This is a genomic window from Pseudomonas sp. Colony2, assembly GCF_019382755.1.
Taxonomy (GTDB): domain Bacteria; phylum Pseudomonadota; class Gammaproteobacteria; order Pseudomonadales; family Pseudomonadaceae; genus Aquipseudomonas.
The window spans coordinates 3036755-3057475 of the sequence record NZ_CP080030.1 but is presented as its reverse complement, the minus strand read 5'-3'; the positions used below and the strand labels follow the sequence as shown (position 1 = coordinate 3057475).

Below are 20721 nucleotides of genomic sequence, written 5' to 3'. Positions count from 1 at the left end.
CGACCATGACGAACACGATCAAACACGGACAGTTCAATCGTCGCGGCTTCCTGGGTGCCAGTTCGATTGCCCTTGGCGCGCTGGGCCTCGCCTCGCTGGTGCCCCGGGCTTTCGCTGCACCTGCGAAGCTCTCGGACCTGACCCTGGCCGTCGCCACCTACCGTGGCCAGGACTCGTACTTCACCGACGACGCCGGCACTTCCAACACGCCCTATAAAGTCGACTACGCCGAGTTCGCCGGCGGCAACCTGATCGTCGAAGCGCTGGCCTCCGGCAGCCTGGACATTGGCGGCATGAGCGAGATCCCGCCGATCTTCTCGATCCAGAGCCACCGCGAGCCGAAGCTGATTGCGGTGCTGCAAGGTGACGTGAATAACCAGGTGATCCTGATTCCCAAGGAGTCGAAAATTGAATCCATCGCCCAGTTGAAAGGCAAGCGTGTGGGCTATGTGCGCTCCACCACTTCGCACTACTTCTTGATCAAGGCCTTGAAGGAGCAAGGGCTGACCTTCAACGACATCACCCCCGTGGCACTCACGCCACAGGACGGTTTCAGCGCGTTCCAGAGTGGCCAGCTGGACGCTTGGGTGATCTACGGGGTGTTTATCCAGCTGGCGAAATTCCGCAGCGGCGCCCGGGTATTGAAAACCGCCCTCGGCTACCTCTCCGGCAACTACCTGATCGGCGCCCGCCCCGCCGCCCTGGAAGACCCGCTGCGCAAACAGGCGATCCAGGATTACTTGCAGCGCCAGGCGCGCACGCTGGAATGGATGAACAACAACCCTGAACCGTGGGCTGAAAAATCGGCGAAGTTGCTCGGTGTGGACAAGGCAGTGTTCCTCGACGTGTACAACAACCGCAGCCAGCCCTACAGCGTGATCGAGGTGAACGACCAGGCCATCGCTTCGCAGCAGGAAGTGGCGGACCTGTTCTTCAATGCCGGGGTATTGAACGAGCGGCTGGATGTCAGCCCGTTGTGGGACCGGCAGTTCAAGTTGCTGCCGATATAACCCGCCTTCGAAAACGCCGAATAACCCATGTGGGAGCGGGCTTGCTCGCGAAAGCGGTGGATCAGCCAACGGATGTGCAACCTGACACACCGCTTTCGCGAGCAAGCCCGCTCCCACATTTTGAACGAGTACACCCATCATGAGCCTTTCTTCTCAACCGTCACTGCGCTCCGTGGAAGTGGCCAATTTCGAAGCCTTGCTGGAACGCCTCAGCGCCCAGCTCGCCACCACTGCACACAGCGTTGATGAATGCGGCACCTTCCCCCACGACAACTTCAAGCTGCTGCACGAACACGGCCTCGTCGCCCTGACCGTGCCCAAGGCCCTCGGCGGTGGCGGTGCCAACCTGAGCCAGGCGCGCAAGGCCATCAGCGCGATTGCCAAGGGCGAGCCGTCCACCGCGCTGATCCTGGTGATGCAGTACCTGCAACACACGCGCCTGCAAGACAGCAAAACCTGGCCGCCCGCCCTGCGCACCCAGGTCGCCGAAGACGCTGTGCGCGATGGGGCGCTGATCAATGCCCTGCGCGTCGAACCCGATCTCGGCACCCCGGCCCGTGGCGGCCTGCCCGCGACCATCGCCCGGCGTACCGCCGCCGGCTGGCGCATCAGCGGGCGCAAGATCTACTCCACCGGCAGCCATGGCCTGAGCTGGTTCAGCGTGTGGGCCCGCAGCAGCGATGAAGACCCGTTGGTAGGCGCCTGGCTGGTGCCCAGGGACAGCCCCGGCATCAGCATCATCGACACCTGGGACCACCTCGGCATGCGCGCCACCTGCAGCCATGAAGTGGTGTTCGACAACGTGCTGGTGCCGCTGGACCACGCGGTCAGCGTCAGCCCCTGGAGCGCACCGCAGGCGGAACTGGACGGTGACGGGTTCCTGTGGATGTCGGTACTGCTCTCATCGGTGTACGACGCCGTGGCCCAGGCCGCGCGCGACTGGCTGGTGGACTGGCTGGAACAACGCAAGCCGTCCAACCTCGGCGCCGCGCTGTCGACCTTGCCGCGCTTTCAGGAGACCGTCGGGCATATCGACACTCTGCTGTTTGCCAACCGCAGCCTGCTGGACGCCGCCGCCGACGGGCACACCCCGGCAGCCCACGCCGCACAGATCAAATACCTGGTGACCGGCAACGCGATCCGCGCCGTCGAGTTGGCCATCGAGGCTTCCGGCAATCCCGGCCTGTCCCGACACAGCCCACTGCAGCGGCATTACCGCGACGTGCTGTGCAGCCGCGTGCATACCCCGCAGAACGACGCGGTGCTGCAAGGCGTCGGCAAGGCCGTCTTCGCTCAACGACACAAGGAACGCCCATGAGCCAGATGATTATCGCCAGCCAGCTGGACGAAGATTTCAATCAAGTCATCCGCCAGCGCCTGGCCCTCACGCACCCCGGTGCCGAGGTGATCAGCGTGCCGGCCGGTGTGCCCAGCGACTTGCCGGCCCAGGCCAATATCCTGCTGGCCCGGCCGATCAATGTGCGCGGCTACACCGCGCCGGACACACCGCCACCGGGTTGGCCGTACGGCGTGCAGTGGATCCAGGTGGTGTCGTCGGGCATCGACTTCTATCCCAGGTGGCTGTTCAACGGGCCGCCGGTGAGCACCTCACGGGGCAGCGCCGCCGAAAACCTCGCCGAGTTCGCCCTGGCGGCAATCTTCGCGGCGGCCAAGCATTTGCCGGATATCTGGGTAAAGGATGCCCAATGGCAGTTCACCCCGTTGCGCCCGCTCAAGGGCACCACCCTGGGGATTCTCGGGTTTGGCGCGATTGGCCGCAGCCTGGCGCAGAAGGCTCATGGGTTGGGGATCAAGGTGGTGGCATTACGCCAAACTGACACGCCGTTTGACGTGGAGGGTGTGGAAGCGGCGCGGGATATCCATGACCTGTTTGCTCGTTCCGATCACCTGGTGCTGGCAGCGCCACTGACCGAGGCCACACGGCATATCGTCGATCGGGAGGCGCTGGCGAATGCCAAGCCAGGGTTGCACCTGATCAATATTGCCCGGGGAGGATTGGTGGATCATGAGGCGCTGCTGGAGGCGCTGGACAGCAGCCATATCGGGCTGGCTTCGCTGGATGTGACCGAGCCCGAGCCATTGCCGGACGGGCATGCGTTGTATGGGCATCCGAGGGTCAGGGTGTCGCCGCATACGTCAGCGATTTCGACCAATAGCCGGCATGACATTGCGGACAGTTTCCTGGGCAATCTGGAAAGGTATCTGAGCGATCGGCCGCTGGAAAACCTCGCTGATACCCAACGCGGTTACTAAACCCAACAGAGATCAAAATGTGGGAGCGGGCTTGCTCGCGAATGCGGTGTTTCAGTCACTATCAATGTTGACTGAGCGACCGCATTCGCGAGCAAGCCCGCTCCCACATTTGTTTTTTGTCGGCTGAAAAATATCATCAACCTTACGCATCACATTCAAACCAATACATACCTATTTTTTATAATTAACTTATAACTAATCGGACTTTTACGCCCGGCATTTATACAAATACTGTTACATCCAGTACCGACCCCTGACCAGGTGGAGGCCCAATTTTGCCTAAACCGTCAACCACCTCAGGGGTCCATCATGAGTCCTACCGCCGTACCCAATCGCCTGGCACTGGCCATTTCCCTCGCCCTGTTTGGCCTCGCCGCCCACGCCGACGACACCGCCCTGCCGGTGGTCAATGTCACCGCCGAGCACCGCAGCGAAGACCTGCAAAAAACCCCGCTGGCGATTTCCGCGTTTGATGAAAAGGCCCTGGAAGACAAGCAGATCAACAGCGTGCGCGACCTCTCGGGCCAGGTGCCGAACCTGACACTCAGCCGCCAGTCGATCTCCTACAGCGCGCAGACCTACGGCATTCGCGGTATCGGTGAAACCGACCCGATCCAGGAAGCCGCCGTCGCCGTGTATGCCGATGACCTGTACATCCCGCGTGCGATTTCGTCGATGCTCGACTTCAACGATGTGGAGCGTGTCGAAGTGCTGCGCGGGCCCCAGGGCACCCTGTACGGACGCAACAGCAGCGCCGGCGCGATCCGCGTGATCACCCGCGACCCGACCCAGGAAACCCGTGGTTTTGTAGAGCTGGGCGCCGGCAACTACGATGCGCAGAACGCACGCCTGCTGATCAGCGGCCCGCTGGTGGACAACGCGCTGTTCGGCAGTTTCTCGGCGATCCGCCTGAGCCGCGACGGCACCGTCTCCGACCCCACCCGGGGCAAGGATGTAAACAACGTCGACATCCAGTCCTACCGCGGCAAGCTGCGCTACAAGCCGGTGGATTCGCCGTGGGATGTGCAACTGACCCTGGCCGGTACCTTCGACCGGGGCGACACCACCAGCTACACGCCTTTCGACGCCAACGGGCATTTCGACAAGTTCAAGAGCTACAGCAGCCTCGACCCGAAAAACCGCCTGGACCAGGGCAGCTCGGTACTGCGGGCGATTTACGCGATCAATGACAACCTGAACTTCAAGTCGGTGACCGCCTACTCGGCGTTCCACCAACCGGTGGACTACGACAACTCAGGGCAAGCCGCGCTGATCCAGAACAACCTGATCCTGTACAAGCAAAACTATGCGACCCAGGAGTTCCAGCTCAACGGCGACTACGACGATTTCAGCTTCAGCACCGGGGTGTACCTGTACCGCGAGAAGTTCGACGCCGACCGCGACAACCTTACCTATTCCATCGCCCGCAATCGGGTGATCGGCCAGGGCCAATACAGCACCACCAACACCGAAAGCTATGCGCTGTATGGCCAGGGCACCTACAAGCTGACGCAACAACTGTCGCTGATTGCCGGCCTGCGCTTTACTCGCGAGCACAAGAATTTCGACTTCACCAACTACGCGATCAACACCGACCGGCAAATCACCGGCACCAACTTCACCGCCGAGTCGAGCAAATCCTGGCAGTCCACCAGCCCGAAGATCGGCTTCGAATACGCCTGGACCCCGCACCTGAACCAGTACGCCTACGTCGCCAAGGGTTTCAAGGCCGGTGGCTACGACAACCGCGCCCCCACCCAGGCCGCCGCCGAACAGGCGTTCTCCCCGGAAGACGTGACCACCTGGGAAACCGGGGTCAAGGGCGACTTCTTCGACCAGCGCCTGCGGGCCAACGTCGCGCTGTTCTACAACGACTACAAAGACCTGCAAACCAACGCCTATGACCCGGCGCTGGGGGTGAGCCTGCGCACCAACGTCGGCCGTGCCCACACCTACGGCGTGGAGCTGGAAACCCTCACCGCCCTGAGCCGCGACCTGCAACTGACCGCCAACGTCGGCTACCTGCAAAGCAAGTACGACGACTTCCAGAACGCCAGCGGTGCCGGGGTGGATGCCAACGGCAAGCAACTGGTGTTCTCGCCACGCTGGAACGCGAGCGTTGGCCTGAACTACACCATCCCGGCCGGGCTGCCGGGCACCTGGCTGGCAGGCACCGATGCGCAGTTCCAGACCAAGTCCTATGCCTACGCATTGAACGACGACATCCAGGAAATCCCGCAACAGACCTTCTGGAACGCCAACACCCGCTACATCAGCGGCGACGGCCACTGGACCACCACCCTGGCGGTGAAAAACCTGCTGGACCGCGCCTACCCGCAGTCGGTGGGCTACGTGCCCTCCAGCGGCGCCCGCTACTACTCGGTCAACGACCCGCGAACCCTGTTGCTGACCGTGCGCTACGACCTCTGACAAACCGCTATCTCAAGGAGCGAATCATGGCTTTTACCCGCAGGGAACTGATTTCCCGTATTGCCGCCGTGGGCGGTTATTCCGCCGCTGTCAGCGCATTGGGCGCGCTGGGGCTGACGCCTCAGGCGGTGGCATCGAGCTTTACCCCGCTGCAATTGGGCAGCACCGGCAAAGGCAAGCAGGTGGTGGTGGTCGGCGCCGGGATCTCCGGGCTGGTCAGCGCCTATGAGCTGCGCAAGGCCGGGTTCAACGTGACGATCCTGGAAGCCCGCGACCGGGTGGGTGGACGCAACTGGACCCTGCGCCGAGGCACCAAGGTCGATTTCGACGACGGCGTCAGCCAGACCGTCGACTTTGATGACGGGCAGTTTTTCAACGCCGGCCCCGCGCGTATTCCCAGCCACCACCAGACGATCCTCGGCTACTGCCGCGAGCTGGGTGTGGAGCTGCAAGTACTGGTCAACAGCAGCCGCAACGCCCTGGCCCGGCCGGATACGCAACAGCCGGCGTTCCAGTTGCGCCAGGCGGTCAATGACACCCGTGGCCAGCTCTCGGAACTGCTGGCCCGCACGGTCAGCCGCAAGGCGTTGGACCAGGACCTGAGCGTGGATGACCGCAAAGCGTTGCTGAGTTTCCTCAAAGTGTACGGCGACCTCAACGGCGACCTGCAATACAAGGGTTCGGTGCGCTCCGGCTACACCCGCGTGCCCGGCGCCGGCGACCAGACCGGCGTGACCCGCGCGCCGCTGGAGCTGCAGACCCTGCTTAATCCCAAGCTGTGGGGCGCACTGGTGTTCGATGAAATCCCGGAGTTTTCCTCCACCATGTTCCAGCCGGTGGGCGGCATGGACCGCATTCCGTATGCCTTCTACGAACATCTGAAAGATGCGGTGCGCTTCAACGCCGAAGTCAGCGATATCCAGACCTCGGAGCAAGGCAGCCGGATCACCTACCGCGACCGCATCAGCGGCAAGACCCAGGTGCTGAGTGCCGACTACGCGATTGTCACCGTGCCCTTGCCGCTGCTGGCCAAGCTGCCAACCAACTTCACGGCACCCTTCAAGCAGGCGATCCAGACCGCGCAAAGCGACCAGGCCAACAAGGTGGCCTGGCAGGCGCCGCGCTTCTGGGAAACCGACTTCAACATCTACGGCGGCCTGTCGTACCTCGACCATGAAGTCAAAGGCCTGTGGTACCCCAGCGACCGCCTCAACAGCGCCCAGGGGATTCTGGTGGCGGCCTACAACACCAGTGAATCGGCCCAGGCCTTCAGCCAGAAATCCCTGGCCGAACAGTTCGCCTCCTCACGCCAGGCGGTGGAGCTGTTGCACCCCGGCCACAGCGCCAAGCTGCAAAAACCGGTGGCGATCAACTGGTCGAAAGTCAGCTACAGCAAGGGCCCGTGGATCGTCAACGACGAGGTCGGCGAAAGCGCCTACCGCCTGCTCAACGAGCCCCAGGGCCGCACGTACCTGGCCAGCGACGCCCTCGCCCACGGCGGCGTCGGCATCTGGCAGAACAGCGCCGCCGATTCGGCGCGGCGCATCGTCTCGCTGATCGGCCGGCATGCCGAACGCCAGCAACCGGGCGTCGCCGCCTGACTTTTCTCTCTCAAGGAATGAACCGATGAAGACGCTTTTTGCAGGACTGCTGATGACCGCCACCACCCTTGCCGCCCACGCCGATGAGATCAAGCGCGTGCCGCTGCCGAACTCGAATTTCCCGATCTCATTGTCGGTGTCGGTGCCGCCGCAGACCGAGCTGCTGTTTGTGAGTGGGTTGCTGGCCGACCTGCATGACTCCAAGGCACCGAAAGACTCGTTTGCAGCCTATGGCGACACGGCCATCCAGACCACGTCGATCCTCAACAAGCTCAAGGGTGTGCTGCAAGGCCAGGGCCTGGATTTGGGAGATGTGGTGCAGCTGCGGATATTCCTGGTGGGCGATCCAGCCAAGGGCGGCAAGCTCGACTTTGCCGGGTTGCAGGAAGGCTACACGCCGTTTTTCGGCAGTGCCGAGCAGCCGAAAAAACCGGCGCGCACCGCGGTGCAAGTCGTCGCGCTGCCATTGCCCGGCGGGCTGGTAGAAATCGAAGCGGTTGCCGCGCGCAAACGCTGACAGGGACATCACTCGAGACCAAGGAGCTCCACTCTCATGCGAAAATTCAACTGGCTGACGGCACCTTTGTGGCGAGGGAGCTTGCTCCCGCTGGGGCGCGTAGCGGCCCTGAAGCCTGACTCCGCAATTTCCCCGGAAGACCGTATTGGGGCTGCTACGCAGCCCAGCGGGAGCAAGCTCCCTCGYCACAGCAAGCTYCCTCACCACAGCAAGCTYCCTCRYCACAGCAAGCTCGCTCATCGTAAAAGGCTACATCGGTACAATCATCTGAAACTCCTGCCGCTCTCGCTGGCGTGCGGCCTGGCGTCCTTCGGCGTCGAATCTGCCGAAGACCGCTCCCCCACCCTCGACACCGTGGTGGTCACCGGCAACCGTGGCGCCGAACAACGCACCGTCACCACCAGCCCCACGCCGATTGATGTGATCAGCGGCGAACAACTGCGGGACGTGGGCAAGCCGAGTTTGCTCGAAGCGTTGGGCAAGCTCATCCCCTCGTTCAACCTGCCCGACCGCGCCGGCTGGGATGCCAGCGGCGTGGTGCGTTCGGCCACCCTACGCGGCCTCACCGCCTCTCACGTACTGGTGCTGGTCAACGGCAAACGCCGCCATACCAGCGCCACCCTGAACATCAACGGCATCAACAGCGGCGCGGCCCCCAGCGACCTCGACCTGATCCCGGTGGCTGCCATCGACCATGTGGAGGTGCTGCGCGACGGTGCGGCGGCGCAATACGGCTCGGATGCGATTTCCGGGGTGATCAACATCATCCTCAAGCAGACCACCGGCGGCAGTTCCGACACCACCCTGGGCCAGAACTACGACGGCAAGCGCGGCACCGGCCAGGAGGCGCTGAACTATGGCTTCCAGGTGGGTGAAGCCGGGGTGCTCAACGTGTCCCTCGACACCCGCTACCAGGAACGCGACAACAAGGCCGGCAGCAACGGCTACAGCAGCCATTACTACCCGCTGGCGGACGGTTCCCCCGACCCGCGCGAAGCCACCTCCAGCCACCACACCTACAAAGGCTACGGCTCGCCCCGCAGCCAGTTGGGCGATGTGGCGTACAACCTCGACCTGCCGCTGAACGACAACCTGACGCTGTACTCGTTTTCCACCCTGGCCACCCGGGAGAACAACGACGGCCAGAACTTCCGCCTGCCCAACGGCCGCAACACCATCACCACCGGGCCCAATGGGTACCCCGAAGGCTACAGCCCGTACTGGCTGGTCAACGAGACCGACTTCCAATCGGCCTTCGGTGCCAAGGGCAATGACCTTGGCGGTGGCTGGGGTTGGGACCTGAGCAGCACCTACGGGCGCAACTACGCCAAGCAGCGCACCTACGACAACCAGAACCCGTCCCTGGGCGAAAGCACACCGAACAAGTTCACCTCCGGGATCTACATCGCCGACCAGCTCACCACCAACCTCGACCTGAAAAACACCTACGAGATCGGCCTGGCCAAGCCGCTGGACGTCGCGTTCGGCCTGGAGCACCGGCGCGAAAGCTACGAGACCCGCGCCGGCTCCGAGGCTTCCTATATCGATGGCGGCTACGTGTTCCCGGCAGGCCATCCGCGTGCCGGGCAGCGTCCCGATCCGGGGGCCCAGGTCACCAACGGCATCCGTCCGGAAGACGCGCAGAAGGTCAGCCGCAACAGCGTCGCCAGCTATGTCGATCTCGGGTTCTACCCCACCGAGCAGTGGTACGTCGGCGTGGCCGGGCGCTACGAACATTACAACGAAGGCGTCGGCGGTACCCGCAGCGGCAAGCTCAGCACACGATATGCGTTCAACCCCGTGTTCGCCCTGCGCGGCACCGTGAGCAACGGCTTTCGCGCACCGTCCCTGGCCAACGAGATCTTCACCGCACGCTCCACCGGGTTCGACACCATCAATGGCGTGTACCAGTCGTATAACTACGTGATCCTGCCGGTGGATTCCGCCGGCGCTCAGGCATTGGGTGCCAAGTCACTGAAGCCGGAGCGCTCGACCAACTTCAGCCTCGGTTTCGCCGTGACCCCAAGCGATGACTTGAGCCTCACGGTGGACGGCTACGTGATCAACCTGCGGGACCGCCTGGTGCTCAGCGAACGCTTCCAGGGCCCGGGCATTGCCTCCCTGTTGGACAGCATCGGCGTACCGGCCACGGCGGGCGCGCAGTACTTCACCAACGGCGCCAACACCCGCACCTCCGGGGTGGACGTGGTGGGCAACTACCGGCAGAACCTCGACCGCTACGGCTCGGTGAAATGGACGGCGGCGCTGAACTACAACCACACGCAGATCCTCAGCGTCAACGACACCCCGGCGCAGCTCGCCGCCCTGGGCAACTTCCAGTTGATGGGTCGCCAGTCACGGGCACTGATCACCAAGACCTCACCCAGCAGCAAGATGATCTTCTCCGCCGACTGGGCGATCCACGACTTCGACGTCAACCTGCGCCTGACTCGCTACGGCACCTACACCGAGGTCAACAGCTCCAGCGACGCGAGCCTGGACCGCACGTATTCGGCCAAGTGGATCACTGACCTCGACGTGGCCTACGCGATCAGCAAACAGCTGACGGTGGCCGTAGGTGCGCAGAACCTGTTCGACAAATACCCGGATCACATCGGCGTGAAGAACTCGTCGTTCGGCGATAACTGGGGCAGCTATTCGCCGTTCGGGTTTACCGGCGGGTATTACTACAGCCGGGTGCAGTACGCGTTCTGATTCAACAACCGCCAGCCAGGCGTTCACGCAGGAACTCGATCAACGCCTGCACCGGGCGCGAGCTCTGGCGGTGCTGGGGGTAAACGGCGGAAAGGGTCAGGGGTTCGGGCGCGCAGTCTTCCAGCAGCGTCACCAGGCGGCCGTCCTGCAAGGCTTGGGCAACGATAAAATTGGGTAGGTAGGTGATGCCCAACCCGGCCACGGCGGCATCCCGCAGCAACTCACCGTTGTTGACCCGCATGCGCCCGCTGACGTTGCGGGTGTGGGGTTTGCCATCGACCTTGAAGTGCCATTGCACCTGGCGACCATGGCCGTAAGGCAGGCATGCGTGATCGGCCAGGTCATCGGGCCTCTGCGGCGTGCCGTGGCGGGCCAGGTAGTCGGGACTGGCGCAATAGACGCGCTGCACACTGGCGATGCGTCGGGCGATCAGGGTCGAATCCTCGAGGGTGCCGATGCGCAGCACCAGGTCGTAGCCCTCGCTGATGAGGTCTACCGGGCGGTCGCTGAGGTCCACTTCCACGGTGACGTGAGGGTGGCGTTGCAGGAACAGCGGCAACAGGCAACCCAGGTGCGCCATGGCAAACGACAACGGCGCGCTCAGGCGAATGGTGCCTCGGGGCTCGGTGTTTTGCCCGGCGATGCCCTGCTCCACTTGCTCGACTTCACTGAGCAGGCGCAGGGCGGATTCGTAGTAACTCTGGCCCAGCGGCGTGACATCCAGGCGGCGGGTGGAGCGGTTGAGCAGGCGTACGCCGAGGCGCTCTTCCAGCTGGATCAGGCGGCGGCTGACAAACTGCTTGGACAGGCCAAGATGCTCGGCGGCAGCGGTGAAACTGCCGGATTCCATGACCTGGCAAAACAGGCGCATGTCTTCGAAGGGGTTCATTGTCGCTTCTCGGTGGACGCTGGGCTGTTTTATAGCCGGTCAGTCGCCACACCACAAATCAAAATGTGGGAGCGGGCTTGCTCGCGAAGGCGGTGGGTCAGTCGGTACATGTATTGACTGGCACACCGCCTTCGCGAGCAAGCCCGCTCCCACATTGGATTACCTGCATATCAGAGAGCGGTTTATTTGGCCGTCAGCGCCGAGTAGCTGTTCATCAAATTGCGATAGTTGGGAATACGCGGCGACAGCAGATTCGCCAAGCCTTCCATGTCGTTGCGCCAGTCCACCTGCAGCTCGCAGGCCACCGAGAACCAGTTCACCAGCTGTGCACCGGCCGCCGTCATGCGTGCCCACGCCGCCTGTTGCACGGTCTCATTGAAGGTGCCCGAAGCATCGGTGACCACAAACACTTCAAAGCCTTCAGCCAGGGCCGACAGCGTCGGGAAGGTTACGCACACGTCGGTCACCACACCGGCAATGATCAGTTGCTTGCGGCCGGTGGCTTTCACTGCCTTGACGAAGTCTTCGTTGTCCCATGCGTTGATCTGGCCAGGGCGCGGGATGTACGGCGCGTCCGGGAACAGTTCTTTCAGCTCCGGCACCATCGGGCCATTGGGGCCGCTTTCGAAACTGGTGGTGAGGATAGTCGGCAGCTTGAAGAACTTGGCCAGGTCCGCCAGGGCCAGGACGTTGTTCTTGAACTCGTTGGGCGAGAAGTCCTGCACCAGGGAAATCAGGCCGGTCTGGTGATCCACCAGCAGGACCACGGCGTCATCTTTGTTCAAGCGTTTGTAAGTCATGAGTACAGTCCTTTGGGGGTGGGTTCAGAAGGCAAAACACGAGCAGCCAAACGCGCCCCAGAAACCCTGGAAGTCGCTGACCGGCACGTTCGAGAGACGCGCCCGTTCATGGCTATGGGCATGCACGCCACAGGGGCCGCTGCACTGGTGCACCTGGGCTTGCAGCGCTGACGCCGGGCGCCAGTGGCCCGGTACCTTGACCACCGGCGACCAGTCCGGCAGCACCGGCACGCTGGGTGGTGCGAAATCTTCAAAGTCGCCGGCGCCGTACACCACCTTGCCGCCGACCACGGTGAGTACCGATTCGATCCACTTGATGGCTTCCTCGTCGACACTGAAGAAGTCCGCCGACAGTGCCGCCACGTCCGCCAGTTGGCCGACCTTGATCTGGCCCTTCTTGCCCTGCTCGGAGGAGAACCAGGCGCTGCCGTGGGTGAACAGTTCCAGGGCCGTCAGCCGGGGCAGCCCCTCGGCGTGCAGTTCCAGCCCGCCGACGGTGCGGCCGCTGACCATCCAGTACAGCGAGGTCCAGGGGTTGTAGCTCGACACCCGGGTGGCGTCGGTGCCAGCGCCCACCGGCACGCCTTCGGCGAGCATGCGTTTGATCGGCGGCGTGGCCTCGGCGGCCTTGGCGCCGTAGCGCTCCACAAAGTACTCACCCTGGAACGCCATGCGGTCCTGGATCGCGATGCCGCCGCCCAGCGCCCGCACGCGCTCGATGTTCTGCGGGGTGATGGTTTCGGCGTGATCGAAGAACCATGGCAAGCCGTTGAACGGGATGTCGCGGTTGACCTTCTCGAACACGTCGAGCATCCGCGAGATCGACTCGTTGTAGGTGGCGTGCAGGCGGAACGGCCAGCGCTGTTCCACCAGGTGGCGCACCACCGGTTCCAGTTCCTGCTCCATGGTCAGCGGCAGGTCCGGGCGTGGCTCGAGGAAGTCTTCGAAGTCGGCCGCCGAGAACACCAGCATTTCGCCGGCGCCGTTGTGGCGCAGATAGTCGTCGCCCTGATGCAGGGTCACGCTGCCGGTCCAGTTCTTGAAGTCGCTGAGTTCTTCCTTGGGCTTCTGGGTGAACAGGTTGTAGGCGATGCGCACGGTCAGTTGCTGGTCCTTGGCCAACTGTTCGATCACCGCGTAATCGTCGGGATAGTTCTGGAAACCACCGCCGGCGTCGATGGCGCTGGTCAGCCCCAGGCGATTGAGTTCGCGCATGAACTGGCGGGTGGAATTCACCTGGTATTCCAGGGGCAGTTTCGGGCCCTTGGCCAGGGTCGCGTAGAGAATCATCGCGTTGGGCCGCGCCACCAGCATGCCGGTGGGGTTGCCGTTATGGTCGCGCACGATCTCGCCGCCGGGCGGGTTCGGTGTGTCCTTGGTGTAGCCGGCCACCCGCAGGGCGGCGCGGTTGAGCAAGGCGCGGTCATACAGGTGCAGCACGAACACCGGCGTGTCGGGGGCGGCCTGGTTGAGTTCGTCGAGGGTGGGCATGCGCTTTTCAGCGAACTGGAATTCGTTCCAGCCGCCCACCACCCTCACCCACTGCGGCGTGGGCGTGCGGTCAGCCTGATCCTTGAGCATGCGCAGGGCATCGGCCAGGGACGGCACGCCTTCCCAGCGCAGTTCGAGGTTGTAGTTCAGGCCGCCACGGATCAGGTGCAGGTGCGAGTCGTTGAGGCCAGGGATGACAGTGCGACCCTTGAGGTCGATGACCTGGGTACCACTGCCGCGCAGGGCCATGGCTTCGCCGTCGGTGCCCACCGCGACGAAGCGTCCTTGGTGGATCGCTACTGCCGTGGCGCGGGGATTTTCACGGTCCACGGTGTGGAACTGGCCATTGAACAGAATCAGGTCGGCGTTCATAGGGTTTCCTTTACAGAGGCTTCAAGCCAGGGCGCGAACAGACGGGTGGCCGCCGGCATCAGCAGGTAAACCACCAGTACAACGATGGTCAGGGTGACCAGGAAGGTGGCGACGATGTAGTTGGACAGGAACGGGTGCAGCCGCAGTACCGGGCCCCAGATGATCGGCACCAGCAACGTCAGCGGCAGGATCACCAGCAGCGTGACCACTGCCTGTTTCCAGCGCGGCGGCTTGGCGGCAGCATCGGCCAGGGGCGAGAACCAGAACTCGTTGACCGCGCCGACTTCGGTCTGGTCGCCGTCGGCCAGCATCGGTGCGGCTTGGTTGATCAGCTCCAGGCGCTGCGGCGAATCGAGCCAGCGCTCCAGGTCTTCGGTGGAGCGATAACGCAGCACGCAGGTGAACAGCGCAAGGCCGCCCTGCTTGCTGCGCACCACGTCAACGCCGAGGTGGCCGGGACGCTCACCGGCAATACGCACAATGCGTCGCAGCCAGGCTTCGTAGTCGGCTTCAAGCCCGGGTTTTATGCGGTGCTTGACCACCAGGGTCACGACCTCGTCCGGCCCGCCTTGTGCTGTTGAGTCCATCGTGCCCTTCCCCTGGATGCTTGAACGTTCGCGCTAGTGTGCGACGGCCCGATCCAGAAAAATTGCATGCATGTGCTCAGTTCAACAGATGCTTGCAGCGGTCTACACTGGGGATTCATTCACCGGTAAGGTGTGTGAAAACAAGCGCCCATCGACCACGGATAGCGATCATGGCTCAACCAGCAGCTGCAACCGGAACCCTGTGTTCAGAGCGGGAACAGAGGGTCAAGCAATTGATCCTCGCCAATCTTGCTGGCCCCCTGGAGGTGACGGAACTGGCTCGCGCCTGTGAGCTGTCCCGCAGCCATTTCTCCAGGGCCTTCAAGCGCACCACCGGTGTATCGCCCCAGGAATGGATTCGCCAGCAACGCATCAAGCAGGCCAAGGTGCTGATCACCGGCTCCGCCCTGAGCCTGACGCAGATCAGCCAGGAATGCGGGTTCTGCGACCAGGCGCACTTCTGTCACCTGTTCAGCCGCAGCGAAGGCGTGAACCCAATGTCCTGGCGCAAACTTCAGCTGCGCTACCGCCATCATCTGCGGACGGCACAGCTGGCGATCGTCAACCTAAAAGAGACAGTCATTCCGATTTCAGCTTCTTAATCAACCTATCGTTAACCAGTAATCTTCTCCTCACACCGAAGCCCTGCATCTCGCAGCCAGGCTTCCCTTGAGGAGAACACCCCATGCTGACCCTTCGCAAAGCCTCGGAACGCGGCGCCGCCAATCACGGTTGGTTGAAGTCGTTCCACACCTTCTCGTTCGCCAACTACTGGAATCCCAAAGAACAGGGTTTTTCCGACCTGCTGGTGATCAACGATGACCGGGTTGCCGCCGGCAAGGGCTTCGGCCAACACCCGCACCGCGACATGGAGATTTTCTCCTATGTGCTCGAAGGCGCCCTGGAACACAAGGACACCCTGGGCACCGGTTCGGTGATCCGCCCCGGCGATGTGCAACTGATGAGCGCCGGCAGCGGCGTGGCCCACAGCGAGTTCAACCACAGCCACACCCAGGGCGTGCACTTCCTGCAAATCTGGATCGTGCCGGATGTGGCGGGCGCCGAACCGCGCTATCAGCAGGAGCACTTCACCGAGGCGCAGAAACGCGGCCGGTTGCAGTTGATCATCTCGCCGGAAGGCACCGACGGCTCCCTCGGCGTGCGCCAGGACGCGCGGGTGTATGCCGGGCTGTTCAACGGCTTTGAAACCGCCAGCCTGCCGCTGGCCCCGGAACGCTACGCCTACATCCATGTGGCGCGGGGCAGCGTTGAAGTCAATGGCCAGCGCTTGCACGAAGGCGACGGCGCCCGAGTGCGCGATGAGCGGGAGATTCACCTGAGCCATGGGGAGGACGCCGAGGTGCTGGTGTTCGACCTGCGCCCTCGCGAACTGCCAGAAATGCCGTGATGAGCGACGCGATGGCCCGGGAAAACGGGCCATCGCTGGCGTCGATAGTCACCATCAGCCCAATGAAGTTCTCTTAAAAAATCTGCCGCGTAACATCGCATCCATACCAACCAACGACTTTCCCGGAGCACACCCTCATGAAACGCCAACTCTTGCTTAGCCTCGCTTTCTCGGTACTTGCTGTAAGCGCCTTTACCCAACCTGCCCTCGCTGAAGGCGGCGCGGATCGCCTGATGGACAGCCGCGTGGCTGAGGGTGGGTCTGACCGTATGCTGGAACGCCGCGTTGCTGAAGGCGGGTCTGATCGCCTGCTGGAACGTCGTGTTGCTGAAGGGGGCGCTGAACGTCTCCAGGGCAACCGTGTAGCTGAAGGTGGTGGTGACCGTCTTCAAGAAAACCGCGTAGCCGAAGGTGGTGCTGACCGTCTTCAAGAAAACCGTGTAGCTGAAGGTGGCGCTGACCGCCTGATGGAAAACCGCGCGTAACCCCTGTCGTTCGCGGTTCACCCCCAGCCGGCCTGATCAGCCGGCTTTTTTTCGCCTGCTGTTAACTGATCCTCACAAGCGCCACGACCCCTGTGGCGAGGGAGCTTGCTCCCGCTGGGCTGCGCAGCAGCCCCAATGAACTCACTGCGTTTCTCCAGGAAGACACCATTGGCAGGTGTTGGGGCCGCTTCGCAGCCCAGCGGGAGCAAGCTCCCTCGCCACACAAGCTCTCTGGCCATTAGTGAAGTTCACGGTCCAGCCACACCACCGCCTTGCCAATCTGCTGCCGTGCCTCAATCCGTGCGTGCACCTGCTGCACCTCGTCCAGCGCGTAATGCCCTTCGATATCCACCGTCAGCGAACCTTCGAGCACCGCCGCAAACACCGCATTGGCACGCCTCTGCACCGTAGGCCCGTCGGCCATGTGGTCGTTGAGCCGTGGGCGAGTCAGGAACAGTGAACCGGCCTCCCCCAACTCCATCGGGTCCAGATCAGTGATCGAACCGGAGACGTTGCCGTAATTGACGATCACCCCCCGCGTGCGGCACGCCCTGAAGCTCTCGCGCAAGGTGGCCTTGCCCACCGAATCGAACACCACATCCACGCCCTGCCCTTGCGTGGCCTCCAACACCCGCTCGGCAAACCCGTCGTATTGCCAGGCCTGATCCGCGCCACGCTCAAGGGCAATCGCGCACTTTTCGACGCTGCTGCCGGCGGTGAACACCGTGGCACCGAGCCGATGGGCCATTTGCACCAGCAACTGGCCGATGCTGCCGGACGCGGCATGGATCAGGCAGCTGTTGCCCGCCTGCAACCGCGCAACATCTTCAATCAGGTAGTGAGCCGTGCAGCCCTGGAACATCGCCGCAGCCGCCTGATCGAAGCCGATCGCATTGGGAATCTGCGCCACTCGCGCGGCGGGTATGCTGGCGTATTCGGCGAACGCGCCCCATGAAATGCACCAGGCCACTCGATCACCCGGCGCCAGATGGCTCACGCCCTCGCCCACCGCCACCACCACACCGGCCCCTTCCATGCCCAAGGTGCACGGCAGCCTAACCGGGTAGGTCACCGAGCTGGCGTATTTGCCCTGGCGGGTGTGCACATCCATGAAATTGATCCCGGCGCAGGCCACCTTGACCAGCACATGGCCGGGTGTCACCTGAGGTGTGGGGACATCGTGACGCAGTTGAACAACTTCCGGGCCGCCGTAGGTTTCAAGGGTGAGGGCTTTCATCGCGGGACAACTCCGTTTGCAGTGGGAATGCGCCATGGTAAAAGACGCTACTCTGTACGAGAATTCCCCAATACCTCCCACCCTCCGTGCGAAAATAACCCGATGTTCGACTGGCAGGATCTGTATTTCTTCACCGTGCTGGCGCGCACCCAATCACTGTCGGCTGCCGCCCGCGAACTGCAGGTGGAACACGCCACTGTTGGCCGGCGCGTCGATGCCCTGGAAAAAGCCCTCGGCGTCAAACTGGTGGATCGCCTGCCCCGCAGCCGGCCGCTCACCGAGGAAGGCCTGGCATTGGCGAAGCTGGCGGCCGGCATGGGCGAGATGGCCACCGAAGTGATGCGCCTGTCCCGCGTGGCCCCGATCGAAGTGGCCGGCACCGTGCGGGTCAGTTGCCCGCCGTCGATTGCCATCCACTGCATCGCGCCCCATGTCGCACGCTTCAGGGCGCAGTATCCCAAGCTGAATATCGTGTTGATGTCCTCGACGACGCTGGCCGCCCTCGACAAAGGCGAAGCCGACATTGCCCTGCGCACGGTGCGTCCCGATGAAGAAGCGCTGGTACGCAGAAAGGTCGGCGCCGTGCGTTTCGGGCTCTATGCCACGCCCGAGCTCAAGCAGTTACCCGCTGAACAGTGGACGTTCATTGCCTATGACGCCACCCGCGACCATCTGCCCCAACAGGCGTGGATGCATCAGGTGCGCGGCAACCGCACGATTGCCTTCGCCGCCAGCGACCTGATCACCCAGCAAATGGCCGCCCGGTCCCAGGTGGGTGCGGTGGTGTTGCCCACGCTGGTGGGCGATCACGACGCGGCATTGGTGCGCCTGGCAACGACCACCGAAGGCCCGGTTCGCGATATCTGGCTGACGGTGTATCCGGATATGCGCCGCTCGCCTTCGGTGAAGGTGGTGATGGAGTTTCTGGTGAGCTGCATTGAAGGCGAGCCGCAGTTGCGGCGGTGAGACCGATTACTGCGCGGCGTACTGTTCGTCGCTGACCTGCTCCATCCAGTCCACCACCTTGCCGTCGAGCATTTCGTTGATCGCGATATGGGTCATGGCGGTGTTCGCCGTGGCGCCATGCCAATGCTTGACACCGGGTGCAATCCATACCGTGTCGCCGGGGCGAATGGCCCGCACGGGCTGGCCCGCGTTTGCGCTGTTGGTGGAAGCGTTGCGTTATCGCGGCTGAAGGAAGTCCGTCAGGGCCGCGCCCAAGCCATCGAACACCACGGCGATGCGCGGGACCTTGCGCATGTCCTGATGCATGGCGATCCACACGTCAACCTTGAAATCCACCTGCGCGGGCAACACCCGCACCAGCCCGTGACGTTGTGCCACCTGGGCTGAACACACGCCGATCCCAAGCCCCGCACGCAGAGCGGCCAACTGCGCGAGGTGATCGTCGGTGCGAATCACCGTACTGGGCGCCGAACAGTCGAAACCGCGCTCACCCAGGAATTCGATCTCCAGCAAGTTGCGGTCCGGCCCGATCAGCGGGTAGCCGTGCAATTGCGCAACGGTGTCCGGCGTGCCCTGCTCTGCCAACAGTTCGGGTGCGGCGTACAACCCTACGTGAAGGTCGCCGACCTTGCGCGCGACCACCGTGGATTCGACCGGGCGACGGATGCGTACGGCGACGTCGGCCTCTTGCCGGGCAAGTGCCTGCAGCCGATTGGATACGCTCAGTTCGATGGCCAATTGCGGATGATCACGGCGCAGGCTGCGCAACATGGGCGGCAGCACTTCAACGCCCAGCAGCTTGCCGCTGGTGAGCCGCACCGTGCCGCCGGCGAGGGCCGTGTCGGCCGAGGCTGCGCGGCTGAAGGCGTTGGCGGCAACGGCCATCGCTTCAACGTGGCTGATCAGGTCCTTGGCCGTGTCGGTGGGCAATAGCCCGGCGGGTGAGCGGATAAACAGGCTGACCCCGACGCTCTGCTCCAGGGCCTCGATCCTTCGCCGCGCGGTGGCCTGGGCGATCCCCAGCAAACGGGCCGCGCCCGACAGGCTGCCGGTGCGCAGCACGGCGAGGAAGGCGCGCTGGGTTTCCCATTGGAGTTGCGGGGCGTTCATACATTTCCTGTGAGCCGCTGGGCAGTTTTGGCGGATGTTCTTTGTTCGGAGGCTGCGGCATGCTGGCGAGCATAACCGATGGGGCTTTCGCCCTCACTTTGCACAGGATCGTTTTTGATGACACTCACCGGCCAATGTCGCTGCGCCCGCGTGACCTACACCCTCGATACCGACGCGCCGCTGGCGGTGTATGCCTGCCATTGCCGCCACTGCCAGACCTGGAGCGGCAGCGCGTTTGCCCTGCATGCGCTGTTGCCGGCGGATGCGCTGCGGGTTGAAGGTTCGCTGACGAAATATGCCTATGACGTTGATGGGCAGCGCTCGGAACATCGGTTGTGCGGGGTGTGCCATACGCGGATCTGCAACACCACGACGGCCGCGCCGGGGTTGGTTGTGCTGCGGGTCGGGACACTGGATGAGAGCCCGTCCGTGCAGCCGGTGGCGCATATCTGGCTGCGGCACAAGCAGCCGTGGGTAACGCTGGCGGAGGGTGTTCCGACCTGCCCGGAAAGCCCTACGCCCCAGGCGTTTGCGCAGGCGTTGAGCGTTCCCCTGTAGACATGACTCACACCCACACTGTGGCGAGGGAGCTTGCTCCCGCTGGGTTGCGCAGCAACCCCAAAAGCATTGACCGGCCCATCCTGAAAGACCGCAGCGGCCTACCAGGGGGCGCTTCGCACCCCAACGGGAGCAAGCTCCCTCGCCACATTGGGCTCTATGGCGATGTTGAGACTCAGCACTTCGCCATTGCGCAACTGCCAGTCGAAGAAGTCTGAAAAGTCATCGCGAACCAGGGCGCGAATCGCCTTGGCCACCACCCCAGGAGCAA

General features: G+C 63.3%; 18 protein-coding genes and 1 pseudogene. 12 read left to right on the top strand and 7 right to left on the bottom strand.

The annotated features are described in order from the left end of the window. The first annotated feature begins 5 nt into the window (after nt 1-5). The 7 genes from JV201_RS12195 (at nt 6) to JV201_RS12165 (ending at nt 10547) form a co-directional block, all read left to right on the top strand. Nucleotides 6-1010, top strand: a complete 1005-nt coding sequence (locus JV201_RS12195) for an ABC transporter substrate-binding protein (RefSeq protein WP_003211303.1) — start codon at nt 6-8, stop codon at nt 1008-1010. 139 nt (nt 1011-1149) lie between these two features. Next, nucleotides 1150-2328 (top strand): acyl-CoA dehydrogenase family protein, encoded by a 1179-nt coding sequence (locus tag JV201_RS12190; RefSeq protein WP_219406976.1) that lies wholly within the window; start codon nt 1150-1152, stop codon nt 2326-2328. Continuing rightward, the gene (locus JV201_RS12185) at nt 2325-3284 is read left to right on the top strand and encodes a D-isomer specific 2-hydroxyacid dehydrogenase family protein (RefSeq protein WP_219406975.1); all 960 of its coding nucleotides are present in this window, start codon (nt 2325-2327) and stop codon (nt 3282-3284) included. The genes JV201_RS12190 and JV201_RS12185 overlap by 4 nt, the downstream gene beginning before the upstream one ends. A gap of 309 nt (nt 3285-3593) precedes the next feature. Then, on the top strand, nt 3594-5714 hold the full coding sequence (locus JV201_RS12180; RefSeq protein WP_219406974.1) for a TonB-dependent receptor: 2121 nt from the start codon (nt 3594-3596) through the stop codon (nt 5712-5714). 26 nt (nt 5715-5740) lie between these two features. Continuing rightward, complete coding sequence (locus JV201_RS12175) at nt 5741-7315, top strand: FAD-dependent oxidoreductase (protein WP_008434613.1); 1575 nt, start codon at nt 5741-5743, stop codon at nt 7313-7315. A 25-nt stretch (nt 7316-7340) separates the two neighbouring features. Further along, on the top strand, nt 7341-7832 hold the full coding sequence (locus JV201_RS12170; protein WP_219406973.1) for a RidA family protein: 492 nt from the start codon (nt 7341-7343) through the stop codon (nt 7830-7832). Between the two features lie 36 nt (nt 7833-7868). Then, nucleotides 7869-10547 carry a TonB-dependent siderophore receptor gene (locus JV201_RS12165; RefSeq protein ID WP_257903313.1) on the top strand — a complete coding sequence of 893 codons (2679 nt, stop codon included), beginning with the start codon at nt 7869-7871 and terminating at the stop codon, nt 10545-10547. A gap of 1 nt (nt 10548) precedes the next feature. On the opposite strand, the gene JV201_RS12160 is transcribed toward JV201_RS12165, so the two are convergent. The 4 genes from JV201_RS12160 to JV201_RS12145 form a co-directional block, all read right to left on the bottom strand. Further along, on the bottom strand, nt 10549-11436 hold the full coding sequence (locus JV201_RS12160) for a LysR family transcriptional regulator (protein WP_177067613.1): 888 nt from the start codon (nt 11434-11436) through the stop codon (nt 10549-10551). Between the two features lie 182 nt (nt 11437-11618). After that, nucleotides 11619-12236 (bottom strand): isochorismate family cysteine hydrolase YcaC, encoded by a 618-nt coding sequence (ycaC, locus tag JV201_RS12155; protein WP_003207315.1) that lies wholly within the window; start codon nt 12234-12236, stop codon nt 11619-11621. Nucleotides 12237-12260: 24 nt separating this feature from the next. Further along, on the bottom strand, nt 12261-14099 hold the full coding sequence (locus JV201_RS12150) for an amidohydrolase (RefSeq protein WP_003207313.1): 1839 nt from the start codon (nt 14097-14099) through the stop codon (nt 12261-12263). Beyond that, entirely contained in the window at nt 14096-14686 is a 591-nt protein-coding gene (locus JV201_RS12145) for an antibiotic biosynthesis monooxygenase (RefSeq protein WP_003207311.1), read from the bottom strand. Before JV201_RS12145 ends, JV201_RS12150 begins: the two co-directional genes overlap by 4 nt. 170 nt (nt 14687-14856) lie before the next feature. Between JV201_RS12145 and JV201_RS12140 the strand changes: the two genes are divergently transcribed. The 3 genes from JV201_RS12140 (at nt 14857) to JV201_RS12130 (ending at nt 16579) form a co-directional block, all read left to right on the top strand. Continuing rightward, nucleotides 14857-15288 carry an AraC family transcriptional regulator gene (locus tag JV201_RS12140; RefSeq protein ID WP_219406972.1) on the top strand — a complete coding sequence of 144 codons (432 nt, stop codon included), beginning with the start codon at nt 14857-14859 and terminating at the stop codon, nt 15286-15288. An 83-nt stretch (nt 15289-15371) separates the two neighbouring features. Then, nucleotides 15372-16094 (top strand): pirin family protein, encoded by a 723-nt coding sequence (locus tag JV201_RS12135; protein WP_008434624.1) that lies wholly within the window; start codon nt 15372-15374, stop codon nt 16092-16094. Between the two features lie 137 nt (nt 16095-16231). Continuing rightward, nucleotides 16232-16579, top strand: a complete 348-nt coding sequence (locus JV201_RS12130; protein WP_219406971.1) for a hypothetical protein — start codon at nt 16232-16234, stop codon at nt 16577-16579. Between the two features lie 238 nt (nt 16580-16817). On the opposite strand, the gene JV201_RS12125 is transcribed toward JV201_RS12130, so the two are convergent. Then, entirely contained in the window at nt 16818-17816 is a 999-nt protein-coding gene (locus JV201_RS12125) for a quinone oxidoreductase (RefSeq protein ID WP_219406970.1), read from the bottom strand. Between the two features lie 102 nt (nt 17817-17918). Between JV201_RS12125 and JV201_RS12120 the strand changes: the two genes are divergently transcribed. Continuing rightward, nucleotides 17919-18782 (top strand): LysR family transcriptional regulator, encoded by an 864-nt coding sequence (locus JV201_RS12120; protein WP_219406969.1) that lies wholly within the window; start codon nt 17919-17921, stop codon nt 18780-18782. Between the two features lie 6 nt (nt 18783-18788). Here JV201_RS12120 and JV201_RS12115 read toward each other — a convergent pair. Both JV201_RS12115 and JV201_RS12110 read right to left on the bottom strand, forming a co-directional pair. Next, nucleotides 18789-18968 (bottom strand): annotated as a pseudogene (locus tag JV201_RS12115) (cupin domain-containing protein); the annotation flags it as partial. A 30-nt stretch (nt 18969-18998) separates the two neighbouring features. Next, the gene (locus JV201_RS12110; RefSeq protein ID WP_177039848.1) at nt 18999-19892 is read right to left on the bottom strand and encodes a LysR family transcriptional regulator; all 894 of its coding nucleotides are present in this window, start codon (nt 19890-19892) and stop codon (nt 18999-19001) included. 117 nt (nt 19893-20009) lie between these two features. Between JV201_RS12110 and JV201_RS12105 the strand changes: the two genes are divergently transcribed. Next, nucleotides 20010-20450, top strand: a complete 441-nt coding sequence (locus JV201_RS12105; RefSeq protein ID WP_219406968.1) for a GFA family protein — start codon at nt 20010-20012, stop codon at nt 20448-20450. The last annotated feature ends 271 nt before the right edge of the window (nt 20451-20721 follow it).

What these genes read in the sequence shown, in the direction of transcription:
- JV201_RS12195 (WP_003211303.1), top strand. Translation starts at nt 6, where the DNA reads ATGACGAACACGATCAAACACGGACAGTTCAATCGTCGCGGCTTCCTG.
- JV201_RS12140 (WP_219406972.1), top strand. Translation starts at nt 14,857, where the DNA reads ATGGCTCAACCAGCAGCTGCAACCGGAACCCTGTGTTCAGAGCGGGAA.
- JV201_RS12145 (WP_003207311.1), bottom strand. Translation starts at nt 14,686, where the DNA reads ATGGACTCAACAGCACAAGGCGGGCCGGACGAGGTCGTGACCCTGGTG.
- JV201_RS12125 (WP_219406970.1), bottom strand. Translation starts at nt 17,816, where the DNA reads ATGAAAGCCCTCACCCTTGAAACCTACGGCGGCCCGGAAGTTGTTCAA.
- JV201_RS12150 (WP_003207313.1), bottom strand. Translation starts at nt 14,099, where the DNA reads ATGAACGCCGACCTGATTCTGTTCAATGGCCAGTTCCACACCGTGGAC.
- JV201_RS12120 (WP_219406969.1), top strand. Translation starts at nt 17,919, where the DNA reads ATGTTCGACTGGCAGGATCTGTATTTCTTCACCGTGCTGGCGCGCACC.
- JV201_RS12110 (WP_177039848.1), bottom strand. Translation starts at nt 19,892, where the DNA reads ATGAACGCCCCGCAACTCCAATGGGAAACCCAGCGCGCCTTCCTCGCC.
- JV201_RS12160 (WP_177067613.1), bottom strand. Translation starts at nt 11,436, where the DNA reads ATGAACCCCTTCGAAGACATGCGCCTGTTTTGCCAGGTCATGGAATCC.
- JV201_RS12105 (WP_219406968.1), top strand. Translation starts at nt 20,010, where the DNA reads ATGACACTCACCGGCCAATGTCGCTGCGCCCGCGTGACCTACACCCTC.
- JV201_RS12175 (WP_008434613.1), top strand. Translation starts at nt 5,741, where the DNA reads ATGGCTTTTACCCGCAGGGAACTGATTTCCCGTATTGCCGCCGTGGGC.
- JV201_RS12180 (WP_219406974.1), top strand. Translation starts at nt 3,594, where the DNA reads ATGAGTCCTACCGCCGTACCCAATCGCCTGGCACTGGCCATTTCCCTC.
- JV201_RS12185 (WP_219406975.1), top strand. Translation starts at nt 2,325, where the DNA reads ATGAGCCAGATGATTATCGCCAGCCAGCTGGACGAAGATTTCAATCAA.
- ycaC (WP_003207315.1), bottom strand. Translation starts at nt 12,236, where the DNA reads ATGACTTACAAACGCTTGAACAAAGATGACGCCGTGGTCCTGCTGGTG.
- JV201_RS12170 (WP_219406973.1), top strand. Translation starts at nt 7,341, where the DNA reads ATGAAGACGCTTTTTGCAGGACTGCTGATGACCGCCACCACCCTTGCC.
- JV201_RS12130 (WP_219406971.1), top strand. Translation starts at nt 16,232, where the DNA reads ATGAAACGCCAACTCTTGCTTAGCCTCGCTTTCTCGGTACTTGCTGTA.
- JV201_RS12135 (WP_008434624.1), top strand. Translation starts at nt 15,372, where the DNA reads ATGCTGACCCTTCGCAAAGCCTCGGAACGCGGCGCCGCCAATCACGGT.
- JV201_RS12190 (WP_219406976.1), top strand. Translation starts at nt 1,150, where the DNA reads ATGAGCCTTTCTTCTCAACCGTCACTGCGCTCCGTGGAAGTGGCCAAT.